Origin of the sequence: Nocardia sp. NPDC049190 (genome assembly GCF_040648115.1) — a bacterium.
In the GTDB taxonomy this organism is placed as follows: Bacteria; Actinomycetota; Actinomycetes; order Mycobacteriales; family Mycobacteriaceae; genus Nocardia.
Genome location: NZ_JBEZDE010000011.1, coordinates 66,779 through 80,603, shown reverse-complemented (window position 1 = coordinate 80,603; position 13,825 = coordinate 66,779). Strand labels below are relative to the sequence as shown.

At 65.2% G+C, this 13,825-nt stretch carries 12 protein-coding genes; 4 read left to right on the top strand and 8 right to left on the bottom strand.

The features are described from left to right. Positions 1–13: 13 nt before the first annotated feature. From AB0B25_RS12450 to AB0B25_RS12430, 5 genes are all read right to left on the bottom strand, one after another. Positions 14–349 carry a DUF3349 domain-containing protein gene (locus tag AB0B25_RS12450; RefSeq protein WP_357177516.1) on the bottom strand — a complete coding sequence of 112 codons (336 nt, stop codon included), beginning with the start codon at positions 347–349 and terminating at the stop codon, positions 14–16. Positions 350–359: 10 nt separating this feature from the next. Beyond that, positions 360–644, bottom strand: coding sequence for a hypothetical protein (locus AB0B25_RS12445; protein ID WP_357177514.1), 285 nt, complete (start codon positions 642–644; stop codon positions 360–362). Between the two features lie 12 nt (positions 645–656). After that, on the bottom strand, positions 657–1,919 hold the full coding sequence (locus AB0B25_RS12440) for an inorganic phosphate transporter (RefSeq protein WP_357177512.1): 1,263 nt from the start codon (positions 1,917–1,919) through the stop codon (positions 657–659). Positions 1,920–2,010: 91 nt separating this feature from the next. After that, the gene (locus AB0B25_RS12435) at positions 2,011–3,306 is read right to left on the bottom strand and encodes a lipase family protein (protein ID WP_357177510.1); all 1,296 of its coding nucleotides are present in this window, start codon (positions 3,304–3,306) and stop codon (positions 2,011–2,013) included. A 108-nt stretch (positions 3,307–3,414) separates the two neighbouring features. After that, positions 3,415–4,926: an ATP-dependent DNA ligase gene (locus AB0B25_RS12430; RefSeq protein WP_357177508.1), complete on the bottom strand. Its 1,512-nt coding sequence runs from the start codon at positions 4,924–4,926 to the stop codon at positions 3,415–3,417. Positions 4,927–5,018: 92 nt separating this feature from the next. On the opposite strand from AB0B25_RS12430, the gene ramB reads away from it, so the two are divergent. Beyond that, entirely contained in the window at positions 5,019–6,425 is a 1,407-nt protein-coding gene (ramB, locus tag AB0B25_RS12425; RefSeq protein ID WP_357177506.1) for an acetate metabolism transcriptional regulator RamB, read from the top strand. Positions 6,426–6,534: 109 nt separating this feature from the next. Here the strand turns inward: ramB and AB0B25_RS12420 are convergent, their stop codons facing one another. After that, positions 6,535–6,696, bottom strand: coding sequence for a hypothetical protein (locus AB0B25_RS12420; protein WP_357177504.1), 162 nt, complete (start codon positions 6,694–6,696; stop codon positions 6,535–6,537). A gap of 63 nt (positions 6,697–6,759) precedes the next feature. Between AB0B25_RS12420 and AB0B25_RS12415 the strand changes: the two genes are divergently transcribed. Then, complete coding sequence (locus AB0B25_RS12415; RefSeq protein ID WP_357177502.1) at positions 6,760–7,590, top strand: TetR family transcriptional regulator; 831 nt, start codon at positions 6,760–6,762, stop codon at positions 7,588–7,590. 278 nt (positions 7,591–7,868) lie between these two features. Here the strand turns inward: AB0B25_RS12415 and AB0B25_RS12410 are convergent, their stop codons facing one another. Both AB0B25_RS12410 and AB0B25_RS12405 read right to left on the bottom strand, forming a co-directional pair. Continuing rightward, positions 7,869–8,828, bottom strand: a complete 960-nt coding sequence (locus tag AB0B25_RS12410) for a hypothetical protein (protein WP_357177500.1) — start codon at positions 8,826–8,828, stop codon at positions 7,869–7,871. A gap of 229 nt (positions 8,829–9,057) precedes the next feature. After that, positions 9,058–10,887, bottom strand: a complete 1,830-nt coding sequence (locus tag AB0B25_RS12405; protein ID WP_357177498.1) for an acyl-CoA dehydrogenase — start codon at positions 10,885–10,887, stop codon at positions 9,058–9,060. Positions 10,888–11,265: 378 nt separating this feature from the next. Between AB0B25_RS12405 and urtA the strand changes: the two genes are divergently transcribed. Further along, the gene (gene urtA / locus AB0B25_RS12400; protein ID WP_357177496.1) at positions 11,266–12,546 is read left to right on the top strand and encodes an urea ABC transporter substrate-binding protein; all 1,281 of its coding nucleotides are present in this window, start codon (positions 11,266–11,268) and stop codon (positions 12,544–12,546) included. Between the two features lie 388 nt (positions 12,547–12,934). Further along, entirely contained in the window at positions 12,935–13,825 is an 891-nt protein-coding gene (urtB, locus tag AB0B25_RS12395; protein ID WP_357177495.1) for an urea ABC transporter permease subunit UrtB, read from the top strand.

Genomic DNA, 13,825 nt, shown 5'->3' with positions numbered 1-13,825 from the left:
CAACGCTTTTCGTTCAGTCGGAGTCGGCGGAAAGCGCGGCCAGTGGCCAGCCGCCCGCCGCCAGACGGGAAGCGACGCGAGCGATGTCGCGGTCGTTGGGTTGTTCCTTCACAAACCGGCCGATCGCCGCCTCGATGTCGGCGTGGGTGATCATGCCGTCGGGGTTCGACACCGCCATTTTTTCGGCGATCGCCACCACCTCGTAGTCGGTGAGGTGGCGGTGCAGCACCGCGAACACGGCGACATAGTCCGCGTGCGGAATCCCCTGCGGGTAGCCGGCGCGCAGCCAGCCGACGATCTTGCCGAGCAGGGTCGACCGTAACTGCGCGGGTTTCACTTGGTCGGTCACTCTTCGCCTCTCATACATATCCGAACAGATGTATGCCGAACCTGGCCGCGATAAATGCCCGTGCGGTGTAGAGAATGCCGGCGATAATCACACCCACCACCAGCACGAGGCACATCAGCGCGACCGCCAGCGCCGGGAAGTTGCGCCGCCCCCCACCACCGTCCGCAGGGACCGCTTCCGATGCCGACCAGGCCCGCACCCCGATCGCGAAAATCGTCGGCAGCCCTGCCCCGAGCAGCAGCCCAACCGCCGTCACCTTCCACAGCGAATTCAGATTCGTGACGAGTATGTGCACGCCGTCGACCTCCTAGACCTGTGCCGAACGAGATGTCGAGCCGGATTCCTTCGACTGCCCGTCCTCGGCTGGTTTCTTCGCCTGCCCACTCTCGACCGGTTCTTTCGCACGGCCCGGAGTATCGGGTGCGGCACTCGGCGTATCGGCCGGCCACTCGTTGACGTTTCCGGTGTGCACCGGATTGCGCCGTGACCGTAGATACATCAGAGCCGACAGTGTGATCAGGATGCCGAACACCACGAGCACGCCGGCCAGCCCACCGATGAAATACGCGATGGCCCAGCAGATCGCTCCCGCGACGCCGGCCAGCGGCAGGGTGAGCAGCCATGCGACCACCATCCGCCCCATCACGCTCCACCGCACCTCGGCGCCCTTGCCGAGCCCGGTACCGAGGACCGCGCCGGTGGCGGTCTGGGTGGTCGACAGCGGCAGGCCGAGAGCAGAGGAGGTGAGAATAATCGCCGCTGACGCGGATTCTGCGGCGAGTCCCTGTGGCGAATCGATCTCGACCAGCCCCTTACCCAAGGTCCGAATGATCCGCCATCCGCCGAGGTATGTTCCCGCCGCGATGGCGACGGCACACGCGGCCATCACCCACAGCGGCATCTCGTCGTTCTTGGTGAGGGTCCCGTGCGCGACGAGAGCGAGGAAGATCACGCCCATCGTCTTCTGCGCGTCGTTGGTGCCGTGCGCCAGGGAGACCAGCGAGGCGGAGCCGATCTGGCCCCAGCGGAAGCCTTCGGTGACCTTGCCCTGGTCGCAGTTACGGACGATCCGGTAGACCAACCAGGTCCCGGTCGCCGAGACGAGCGCGGCGACGACCGGAGACAACACGGCCGGAAGAATGATCTTGATGATCACACCGTCCGCACCGGACGCCCAGATCACACCGCTCCAGCCGAGCGCGGCGAGCGTCGCGCCGATCAGACCGCCGAACAGCGCGTGTGAGGAACTCGACGGCAGGCCGAACAGCCAGGTCAGCAGATTCCACAAAATGCCGCCGACCAGACCGGCGAACACGATGATCAACAACTCGTGGCCCGACACGGCATCGAGCCGGACGATGCCCTTCGCCACGGTGGCGGCGACAGCCACCGACAGAAAGGCGCCGACCAGGTTCAGCACCGCCGACAGCGCGACCGCGGCACGCGGCTTGAGCGCGCCGGTGGCGATCGACGTCGCCATGGCATTGGCCGTGTCATGGAAGCCATTGGTGAAATCGAATGCGAGTGCCGTGACGATCACGATCAGGAGAACCAGTAGTTCGGCGGTCACGCCTCTAGTGTGCGGTACCGGCCGACATCGTGGGCATGCGGTTGCTGTCAGTTGCGCGTCCGAGATGCGATAGCGTGGATGTTGTCCTATCTCAGCCGAATCGCGCGCATTCCGGTGTGACCGGCCTACCCGCGAAGCGATCGTCGATCCAGGCATTCGCATCGGGAATGCCACTGGAACTGACGATGAAGTGTTCACCGGGATACACCTGGAATTCGACCGGCGTCCCGCCGCCACACCACTGCGCGTACAGGCTCTCGGCCCCCGCTATCGGCACCCACTGATCATGCGTCGCGTGGTAGAGGAACACCGGCACCTTCGGCGCGGTCGCACCGAGGCGGTTGGCGGCCAGGATCTCCTTGACCATGGGCAACTCGGTGGGCGCGGCGACATCGGTGAGCGCCTGCACCGGGATCGGCGCGACGAGACCGACGAACTCCTCCGCCGGAATACACATGTCTTTACCGATCTGAGCCAAGCGCCAGCCATTGTCGTTCATCAGACCGAGCATTTCCGGATACTCCCGCGCCAACCCGAGCGTCGCGGCCAGAAAGACCCCGCCAGCGGCGTTGCGGCCGTTCATGGTGTCCAGCAGCATGCCGAAGTCGGCGGGGACACCGCCGAACGCCGCGCCGACGAGATTCACCTCGGGCGCGTACTCCGGCGCCAGCTCAGCAGCCCAGCCGGTGGCGATGGCTCCACCGGAGTAGCCCGTCACCACCGTCGGCGCGTCCGGACGCAATCCGAGTTCTGGCGCACGGATCACGGCCTTGATCGCGTCGAGCACCGCGTGACCGGCCATCCGGCCCGCACCGTAAGCCTGTCGTGGGCCTTGGTGGTCCGGAACAACCACGGCGTAACCCTTGGAGAGGGGAATCTGCGCGGCCCACAGCATGGTGGATAGTCCCGATTTCAGTTCGTAGGACGGCGCGCATCTGTGCCCGAGCGAGTCGATCGCGGCGTCGAACGACAGCAGCGGGCGCGGACCGGGTCCGGGCCACGGCGCGGTCGGCATGAGCAGCGTCGCGACCACCGGGACCGGGCGGCCCTTGGCATCGGTGGACCGGATCAGCAGTTCGGTCGAGAGCAGCGGAAAGAGGGTCAGACCGGCGCCGCTCGGGCGGTTGGCAAGAACAGTTCCTGTCGGCCTGCTTTCGAAGTCCGGCGGCGGCGTGTAGAACGAATCACCCAACGGGGTCGGTAGAATTCCGGCGTACTCGCGTGACGGCGCAAGAAATTGCTCGAGCGGATTCGCCTGAGCCGATGTCCCGGACACAGCACTCACCGCAAGGGCACCGACGAGCGCCGATATCCCGAGGTAACGCACGCGAAGCAGCCACCGCACCATCGCACCCCCTTGCTGATCCCTGTCCGGAAGCGAGAACATCGCCGATCCACCACAGGTGTGGAGTATCCGACAGGCCCATACTTCCAGCGTGCAGCGATTTCGCACGCCACACACGCCGACGTCGGGCCGATGAATCATTCCGTATGATCACGGCAGTAGCGAACGCACCGCATCGATGGTGTCCGCCTCGACGGGACCCTTGTCCGGCCGATAGCGCACCACTCGGGCGAAACGCAGCGCCACACCACCGGGATAGCGTGGGCTGACCTGGACCCCGTCCAGAGCGATCTCGACTACGAGCTCCGGCCGCAGATACACGGTGGATTGGTCGCGAGTTCGCTCGTGGCGCGGGAATTCGGCGGTCTGCCACTGCAGCAGCGCGTCAGTGAGGCCTTTGAAAGTCTTGCCGACCATCACCGGATCGCCGGTTTCCGGATCCCGGGCGCCCAGATGCAGATTCGACAAATATCCGGCGCGGCGACCATAACCCCACTCCGCGCCGAGCACGATCAGATCGAGGGTATGGGTCGGCTTGATCTTCTGCCAGGCTCGTCCACGCCTGCCCGCCGCGTACGGCGCGGTCAGCGACTTGATCATGATGCCCTCGTGCCCGGCCGCGAGCGCACCGTCGAAGTATTCTGCGGCAGCTTCGGCAACCGGCCCGATCAGCGCGGGAATGCTGTGCGCACCGGCCACCTTCGTGAGCGCGGCGCGGCGCTCGGACAGTGGGGCGTCGAGCAGGTCCCGGCCGTCCAGGTACAGACAGTCGAAGAAGTACGGGTGCAGCAACAGCTCCCGGGTAGAGCTCACCTCGGCGAACCGACTCATGGTCTCTTGGAACGGGCGCGGCCGCCCGGAGTCGGTGAGCGCGAGTGTTTCTCCGTCCAGCACCACGCTCGTACAGTCCAGGCCCGCGACCAACTCCACCAGTTCCGGCACTCCTGCGGTGATCTCGCGCAGCGTCCTGGTGAACACCCGCACCTGGTCACCATCCCGATGCACTTGGATACGGGCGCCGTCCATTTTGTGCTCGACGCTCACCACCCCGTCGAATTCGGCCAGCGCCTCATCGAGCGACGCGCCGGGCGAGGCGAGCATGGGCTGAATCGGACGACCGACTTCCAGCCGGAACCCGGCCAACGCCTCGGCTCCACCGGTGAGTGCGGCTTCGGCGGTGACCGGCAGCTGACCGGAGAGCATATAGGCCCTGCGCACCAGATCCGGCGGCACAGCGGCGGCAGCGGCCACGGCTTCGCTGACGATCGCGACCAGCGCGCCCTGACGTAGCTCCCCGGTGAGTAAGCGCAGCAGGAAGCCCTGTTCATCGCGGGTCGCGGCAGACCAGAGTGCCGCGAGCAGTTCTTTGCGACGAGCCGTCGAGCCGGGACCGGAGGTTTCAGCGAGATCGCCCAGCGCGGAATCAACCGCCGAAACCGTCAGCGTCGCAGCGACTGCCGGTACACCGTCCATCGCCGTAAGCGTGCGCCAGCCCGCCCCGATCCGCCCCTGCGGCAGTTCGCCGGATACCCAGGCGACCACCGGCACCAGTTCCCTTGGTGCGGCCGACGTCAGTAACCGGGCCAACGTGGCGATCTTCGTCTTGCGTGACCTCGTCGCGCGAACGGTCGCCGAGACCCCGACCACATCCGAGAACAACACCCCTCGACGGTAACCCCAGGGTGTGACACATCGCTCAGTCGGCTGCTAATTCCCCGTTGGCGAGTCTGCGAAAGCCGCCATAAACTGGGCGTATGGCCAAGACTTACGTCGGTGCGCGGCTACGCCAGCTGCGCACCGAACGAGGGCTGAGCCAGGTCTCGCTCGCTCAGAAGCTGGAGATCTCGGCGAGCTACCTCAACCAGATAGAACACGACGTACGCCCGCTCACCGTACCGGTGCTGCTGAAGATCAGCGAGGTGTTCGGCGTCGACGCGACGTTCTTCTCGACCCAGGACGACACCCGGCTCATCGCCGAACTCCAGGAGGTCGTGATGGACCAGGAGTTGGGCATCGAGGCCGACACCCAGGAGATCGCGGACATGGTCTCCGCGCACCCGAGCATGGCCCGTGCGCTGGTCAATATGCACAACCGCTACCGCAACACCTCCGCACAACTGGCCGCCGCCACCGAGGATCGGTTCGCCGACGGCTCGGGCAGCGCCGCGATCAGCAAGCCACACGAGGAAGTGCGCGACTACTTCTACCAGCGGCAAAATTACATTCACGAATTGGACACGGCCGCAGAGGAACTCACCGCACGCATCCGGTTCCACGGTGGCGATGTGCACAGCGAGATCGCCAGGGTACTGCGCGCGCACGACGTGCGGATCGTCGAGCGCATCGACCTCGGCGAGGGCGTGCTGCACCGCTACGACCCGCAGACCCAATACCTGGAGATCGCACCGCACCTCTCCGGCGGGCAGCGCACCTTCAAGCTGGCCGCCGAGCTGGCCTATTTCGAGTGCGGCGAACTGCTGGAGAAGCTGGTCGAAGAGGGAAATCTCGCCTCCGACGACGCCCGTAAACTGGCCATGCTCGGCTTGGCGAACTACTTCGCCGCGGCGACGGTGCTGCCGTATACGCATTTCCACGAGGTCGCCGAGGATTTCCGCTACGACATCGAGCGGCTGTCGGCGTTCTTCACCCAAAGCTATGAGACCATCTGCCACCGGCTGTCCACCCTGCAGCGGCCGACACTGCGTGGCGTACCGTTCTCCTTCGTCCGGGTCGACCGCGCGGGCAATATGTCGAAGCGCCAGTCCGCCACCGGTTTCCACTTCTCCTCCAGCGGCGGCACATGCCCGCTGTGGAACGTCTACGAGACCTTCGCCTATCCCGGCAAGATCATGACGCAGATCGCCCAGATGCCCGACGGCCGCAAGTACCTATGGGTGGCCCGCACGGTAGAGCGCCGCGCCACCCGCTTCGGCCAGCCGAGTAAGACGTTCGCTATCGGCCTCGGCTGCGAATTGCGGCACGCGGGCCGAGTGATCTACGCCGATGGCATCGATCTCGACGAAGTGCAGGCGACGCCGATCGGCGCGGGATGCCGGGTCTGCGAGCGCGCCAACTGTCCGCAACGTGCGTTCCCGCCGCTGGGCAAGGTTCTCGACATCAGCGAGCACCGGAGTTCGGTGTCGCCGTACGTGCTGAAGTAGCGGCCGCGCAACCATGACCGCGCGCGCCCGCCGCGCAGCGCGAACAGTTCACCGGAGCCCTCGACCACGCCGGTCGATTCGACCCCGCTGTGCGCCCTGACCAGCACCGCTATGGCTTCCTGAACGCCGATGCGGTCAACAGGATTACCACCGCGGGAACGAGCATGCCGGTAACCAGCACCCGCCAACGGCCATAGCGCTCCGGCGGCGGTCCGAACAGGACGACCTCGGCCGCGTAGCCGAACGTGAACGCGCTGATGATCCAGGTCATCACACCACAAGAACCAACTAGTCGGTTTAGTGAGATGATAGAGTATAGGCCATGGTGGCCACCATGAGACGTAGCGACGCGACCAAGCAGGCCCTCCTGCGTGCCGCGCGCGACGAATTCGCGCAGTATGGCCTGGCCGGCGCCCGGGTAGACCGCATCGCGGAAGCGGCGGGCGTGAACAAAGAGCGCATCTACGGCTTGTTCGGCAGCAAAGACAAGTTGTTCGACGTCATCCTTCTCGAGGCCATGCGCGAGTTCCTCGAGGTGGTCGAACCCTTGGCCGACACCGAACCCGGCGCCTACGTCGGCAAGTTGTTCGACTACCACCGGCACAACCCGCAGCTGTTACGGCTGATGCTCTGGGAGGCGTTGCACCGCGGTACGGACGTGCACGCTGTCGACGGGTGTCGCGCCGAGCAGTATGCGCGCAAATTCGACCGTGCCCAAGCACAATTCGATGTCGACTCCAGTCGCGCGGGTCGCCTACTGCTCGCACTGTGCGGACTGGCCAACTGGGCGCACGCGGTGCCGCAGACCACCCAACTCCTGCTCGGCGCGGCCGCCGCGCAGGACAAGGACGCCACCCGCGAGTTCATGATGGATTTCGCGCGGGCTGCGCTGCGGCGCGACCCACCAGAGAACGAGGGTCGAGCACCGCTCCCGGAACCCGAACTGATCAAGGACTTGTCCAGCGACGATATGTCCGTGGTGGACCGGGCGGCGCACCGTCTTCGGGATGCTAGAGCGGCCGCCGAATCGGCCCGCACCGAACTCGCCGACGCCCTGCGCACCGCACACGCGGCCGGCGCCAGCGCCAACCAACTCTCCCGACAAGTCTCGGGCATCCTCTCCCGGCCTGTCGTCCTCAGACTTCTCTCGCCCCCCGAAGCCTGACGTGTCGGCGACCATACCGAACCCACTTCGACGGGTGGATTGACATCGTCGTCAGTGTCGCGTCGAACGCGCGACATCCCTGGCCACAGTCGGACAAGCCGTGCTGCGCCCACGGCCGGAACGGCTTCGACATTCCTACGGGGAATAGACCGTGCCAGGACAGCCCACCTCCCGCCAATTCGCCGCATAACCCCCGACGAACTATGAGGCAGACCTCCTACCTACCTCCTCGGGACGCTGCCTCGTCCAGGCTCCTGATGTCTAGACGCTTCCGGGCTCTAGCTGGGATCAGGACCCGTTTGCCCAGGTTTGGCTTGCCCGGGTTTGGCTTGCTCAGCGGTGGCCTGCTCAGGTTTGGTTTGCTCAGGTTTGGTTTGCTCAGGTTTGGTTTGCTCGGCGGCGGCTTGCTCCGGCTCGGCTTTGCCGGTGCGCGCCGTAGAGCCTTGGTCGGCGTGGTCGGATTCCGACGATTCCGACCCGGTAGCGACGGGGAGACGCCACTGCCAGCGATGAGATCCGTTCGGGCGCCCACGAACCCACTGTGTGAGAGCAACCAGAGCCGACACCGCCGCGAACGCGAGGGCAAGCCACGCCTCAGTGGTCAAAGTGCCGGTGGGCCATGCGTACTGCCGGGCTCCGGGCATCGGGTAGCTGCCGTTGCCGGAGGCCCAGCGAATGATCAGGCCGATCTGAGTGCCCATATCCCGGTGACTGCCGGACGAGACCATCCCCCGGAGTGCTTCCAATTTGCTGTTGATGTCGACTAGCGCCATGACGACGAAAAACGCCACGGCCACTGTGGCGCCGGTCGCCACGCGGGAAAGCAGCTCGGTGCGTGCTTGAAGATTGATCAGCACGGAGAAAACGGTGACAGCGATGGCGACGCTGGCAAGGACGGCCCATGTGCCATTGACCTTCGTGGGGGTCGGCGGCGCCCCTGACCAGAGGGAGGTGAGGGTTGTGCTGACTCGGAGTCTGCCGAAGGCGTTGGTGGCGATCTTGCCGTCGGGACCGTTACCGACGCCCCATGGCTTGAACAGCAAATAGAAGACGATGACATTTCCCACTGCGGCGCACAGGTAAGCCCAGTCCTTTCGGAACGACGCCGGCAGCGGCGGAACTGAGGCCAGAACCTGTGCCACGTCGATTTGGCGCCGTGTGGCACGGCCTTTCGACCGGCTGGGTAGGTCGGCCTGCCGGTCGCTTTTGCCTGCTTGCCAGGGAGTCGGCTGCACCATCGTCCAAGTTTAGGGGCTGAACAAGGCCGGTATTCGGCCCGAACTCACCTCTCGTGGGAAGCTTGCGCGGCGCCGCTGTGCATCGACCCTACTCGAGACTGCCGACGGAACTCATTTCGTGCAGTGGACAACGCGGCGCCCGGTCTTGTCTTCTGATCGACCATCCCGAATGGTCTGGCGGCCGATCTCGCACCTGTCGCGCCGGGTGCCGCGTCGGACTGGTGCGGCACTAGAACGACGCCTGGTCGAGGTTCATGATGTCGTTGTCGAGCGCGGCGATGATCCGTGCCACCGCGGTCAGTTGGGGCAGCACGTTCTTCGCGAAGAAGCTTGCGACAGCGATCTTTCCAGCGTAGAAAGCGCGGTCCCGGTCCGATATGTCGGCCGCGAGCGCCGCGGCCGCGATCTCCGCCTGCACCAGCAGCCGCCAGCCGATGAGCAGGTCACCGACCGCGAGCAGGAAGCGCACCGAGCCCAGGCCGACCTTGTACAGCTCAGTTGGTGTCTGCCGCGCGGCGACCAGAAAGCCGGTGAGCGTGGCAGCCATCGCCTGGACATCCGCCTCGGCCGTGCGCAGCAGCGCACGCTCGGTCTCGAACCGACCTGTCTTCGCGTCCAGGAACGCCGTGATCTGTCGGGTGAGGTGGCCGAGCGCCACACCGTTGTCACGCATAATCTTGCGGAAAAAGAAATCCTGCGCCTGGATGGCGGTGGTGCCCTCGTACAGCGAGTCGATCTTCGCGTCCCGGATGTACTGTTCGATCGGGTAATCCTGGAGGTAGCCCGAACCGCCGAGGGTCTGTAGCGATTCGGTCAGGTACTGGTAGGACCGTTCCGAGCCCACGCCCTTGACGATCGGTAGCAACAGGTCGCCCACCCGGTGGGCCAGCTCGGCGTCGGCGCCCGAAACCAGCTGCGCCACATCGGCGTTCTGATGGGCGGCGGTGTACAGGTATACCGCACGCAACCCCTCGGCATACGCCTTCTGCAGGGCGAGTGAACGCCGGACATCGGGGTGCTGGGCGATGGTCACCCGAGGCGCCGCTTTGTCGGTCATCTGGGTGAGATCCGCGCCCTGTACCCGGTTCTTCGCGTAGTCGAGTGCGTTCAGATAACCGGTCGACAGGGTGCCCGACGATTTGACCCCGACCATCATCCGGGCGTTCTCGATCACTTGGAACATCTGGGCGATGCCGTTGTGCACGTCCCCGACCAACCAGCCCTTGGCGGGCAGGTCCGTGCCGCCGAAAGTCAGCTCACAGGTGGGCGAGGATTTCAGGCCCATCTTGTGCTCGACCCCGGTGACATAGACACCGTTGCGGTCGCCGAGTTCCAACGTCTCGTGGTCGAACAGGAACTTCGGGACGTAGAACAGCGAAAGACCCTTGGTCCCGGGACCAGCCCCCTCGGGCCTGGCCAGCACCAGATGGAAGACGTTCTCGGCGGTATCGCCGACCTCGGCGCCGGAGATGAAGCGCTTCACGCCTTCGAGATGCCAGGAACCGTCCTCCTGTTCGATGGCCTTGGTGCGGCCCGCGCCGACGTCCGAGCCCGCGTCCGGCTCGGTCAGCACCATGGTGCCCTGCCAGCCCTTCTCGTAACCGAGGGTGGCCCAGTGCTGCTGCAGCGGTGTGCCGACGTTGTACAACACCGAGGACATCACGCTGCCCATGGCGAAGAAGGACGCCGAGGGATTGGCGCAGGTGATCATCTCGCCGACCGCCCACACCACGGCCGCGGGCGCGGGCGTGCCGCCCATGCCCGCCGGCATGCCGAGACGACCCCAGTCCGCCTCGCGCACGGCGGCGATCGTCTGACGCAGCGGCTCCGGAACCGAGATCGTGAAGGTGGTCGCGTCGTAGACCACCGGGTCGCGGTCCGCGGCGGCGAACGATGCCGCCACCGGGCCCTCTGCCAGCCGCTTCACCTCGGACAGCATCGAGCGAACGGTGTCGGAGTCCAGGTCGCCGTAGGCGCCGGTATCCAGCAGTTTGTCCAGTTCCAGCACCTCGAACAGGTTGAACTCGAGATCGCGCAGGTTCGCCTTGTAGTGCCCCACCTCGTCCTCCTCGACTCACAGCCCCTGGCCCGCCGCCGGGGGATCGGGTGGTTCTGACGTCGTACAAATCGAAGAGTGCCGTACCGCGGCGACGCTACGCAACCGTAAGGAAGTCGCCGCTGGTCAACGGGTCCGCACCGACCTCACCGCGATTAACCAATCGGTAACGGAAAAGGTTCACACCGACGAAACACTCAACATGGATTCGTCACCGGGAGACATTCCGGCGCGACAACTTCTGTCTACCCTTCGGAGCACGAATACAGCCGATGTATACAGCGCGGGCCTTCCGCCGTAACCGCCTGGAACAGCGAAATATTCGATGCGGCGCACACCGGGCGCCGCCGCGCCGCCTGATGAGGAGAAGGGTCCCACCCCATGCCAGATTCCCGTGCCATTCAACGACATCGCTACACGCGCGTGGTGAAGGCGTTGGCGATACCGACCGCGGCAGCACTTGCCGGTATGTTGCTGAGCGCCTGTGGCGCCAAGGACGACGCCTCGACCGCCGGCTCGACCACCGCCTCCTGTGTCGACACGTCGAAGAACACGATCAAGATCGGTTCCCTGCACTCGCTGTCCGGCACCATGGCCATCTCCGAGGTCACCGTCGCCAACTCGACGAAGCTGGCCGTGGACCAGATCAACGCCGCGGGCGGCGTCCTCGGCAAGAAGCTGGAACTGGTGCTCGAGGACGGCGCCTCGGACCCCAAAACCTTCGCGGAGAAAGCGGAGAAGCTGATCAGTTCCGACTGCGTCGCCGCGGTATTCGGCGGCTGGACCTCTTCGAGTCGCAAGGCCATGAAGCCGAAGTTCGAAAGCCTGAACTCGCTGCTCTACTACCCGGTCCAGTACGAGGGCCTGGAGGACAGCAAGAACATCTTCTACACCGGCGCGACCACCAACCAGCAGATCATCCCGGCGCTGGACTATCTGAAACAGAAGGGCATCACCTCGCTCTACCTGGTCGGCAGCGACTACGTCTTCCCGCAGACCGCCAACCGCGAGATCAAGGCCTACGCCGCGGCCAACGGCATCGAGATAAAAGGCGAGGATTACACGCCGCTCGGCTCGACCGACTTCTCCACCATCGTGAACAAGGTGCGCACCGCCAAGGCGGGCGCGGTGTTCAACACCCTCAACGGCGACTCCAACGTCGCGTTCTTCCGCGAGTACACCAACGCGGGTCTGAAAGCCGCCGACATGCCGGTGGTCTCGGTGTCCATCGCCGAGGAGGAGGTCGCTGGCATCGGCGCGCAGAACATCGCGGGTCAGCTGACCGCCTGGAACTACTACCAGACCGTCGACACCCCGGTGAACAAGAAGTTCGTCGCGGACTACAAAGCCGCATTCGGCGCCGACAAGCCGACCTCGGACCCGATGGAAGCCGCCTACGCCTCGGTCTACCTGTGGAAGAACACCGCCGAGAAGGCGAAGTCGTTCACGGTTGCCGACATCCAAGCCGCCGCCGACGGCGTGACCTTCGACGCGCCGGAGGGCCCGGTCACCATCGACGGCGCCAACCACCACATCACCAAAACCGCCCGCATCGGCGAAATCCGGCCGGACGGACTCATCTACACCGTGTGGGATTCGGGCAAGGCGGTCACCCCGGACCCATACCTGAAGTCCTACGACTGGGCCAAAAACCTGAAGTAACTAACCCATCTCACGGCCGGTAATCGCGCAAGAAGCCAACGATGACTGCTCCCCACCGCTCAACGGCTCAGCAGTCGAACGAGGGCTCACGAGCGCCGGGACACGGCCAGGGTCGCGCCGAGCGGCCGACACGCCAGCGACAAAGTCGCCAACGTCGATCGCTCGGGGCGAGCCGCACTCCCCAAACCGAATACGAGCCCAAACCCGACCGGCGAGCCCAAACCGTATCCCCGCCCCCCAGAACCACATTCATCCCCAATAGCGACCACATGAACCCACCTTCACCACCCACCGCGGCCACATCGGCCCGACCCCCACTTCCGAGCGAAGCGAGACCGAGCATTCCCCGTTCGCGCCGAAGGCGCTGCCAAACAACACAGGAGTCCCTATGGATGTCGTGATCGGACAGCTCTTCACGGGGCTGAGTCTGGGATCGATTCTCTTGCTTGCCGCGTTGGGCCTTTCGCTGACCTTCGGGCAGATGGGCGTGATCAATATGGCGCACGGCGAGTTCCTCATGGCCGGTTGCTACACGACCTATGTGGTGCAGAAGGTCATCTCGTCGGCGGGTGTCTCGCTGGCTGTTTCGCTGCTGGTCGGCTTTCTCGTCGGCGGTCTGCTCGGCGCGGCGCTGGAGATGGGCCTGATCCGCTGGATGTATGACCGACCGCTGGACACCCTGCTGGTTACGTTCGGTGTCGGGTTGGTGCTGCAGCAGCTCGCCCGCGACGTCTTCGGCGCCCCCGCCAAGAACGTGATCGCACCTGGATGGCTCGGCGGCGGCGTCACGATCATGGGCGCGGTGGTGCCGAAGACCCGCATCTTCATTCTGGTACTGGCGGTCGTCGCGGTGACCATGCTGGCGGTGGTGTTGAAGACGACACCGTTGGGGCGGCGCATTCGTGCCGTTGTGCAGAACCGCGGGCTGGCCGAAACCTCGGGCATCTCCAGTCGTTTCACTGATGTCAGTTCCTTCTTCATCGGCTCGGGGCTGGCCGGGGTGGCCGGTGTCGTGCTCACGTTGATCGGGTCCACGAGCCCGACCATCGGCCAGAGTTATCTGATCGATGCGTTTCTCGTGGTGGTGATCGGCGGGCTCGGCCAGATCAAGGGCACGGTGATCGCGGCTTTCGCGCTCGGCCTGCTGAATTCCTACATCGAGTACTCGACCACCGCGTCCATCGCGAAGGTCATCGTCTTCGTCATCATCGTCATCGTCATCGTCCTGCAGGTACGTCCGCGGGGCCTGTTCACCGTCCGCACAAGAAGTTTGGCGTGA

Excerpts from the sequence above, each read along its gene's own strand:
- AB0B25_RS12410 (WP_357177500.1), bottom strand. The coding sequence starts at position 8,828 with ATGGTGCAGCCGACTCCCTGGCAAGCAGGCAAAAGCGACCGGCAGGCC.
- AB0B25_RS12420 (WP_357177504.1), bottom strand. The coding sequence starts at position 6,696 with ATGACCTGGATCATCAGCGCGTTCACGTTCGGCTACGCGGCCGAGGTC.
- urtA (WP_357177496.1), top strand. The coding sequence starts at position 11,266 with ATGCCAGATTCCCGTGCCATTCAACGACATCGCTACACGCGCGTGGTG.
- AB0B25_RS12435 (WP_357177510.1), bottom strand. The coding sequence starts at position 3,306 with ATGTTCTCGCTTCCGGACAGGGATCAGCAAGGGGGTGCGATGGTGCGG.
- urtB (WP_357177495.1), top strand. The coding sequence starts at position 12,935 with ATGGATGTCGTGATCGGACAGCTCTTCACGGGGCTGAGTCTGGGATCG.
- AB0B25_RS12415 (WP_357177502.1), top strand. The coding sequence starts at position 6,760 with ATGAGACGTAGCGACGCGACCAAGCAGGCCCTCCTGCGTGCCGCGCGC.
- ramB (WP_357177506.1), top strand. The coding sequence starts at position 5,019 with ATGGCCAAGACTTACGTCGGTGCGCGGCTACGCCAGCTGCGCACCGAA.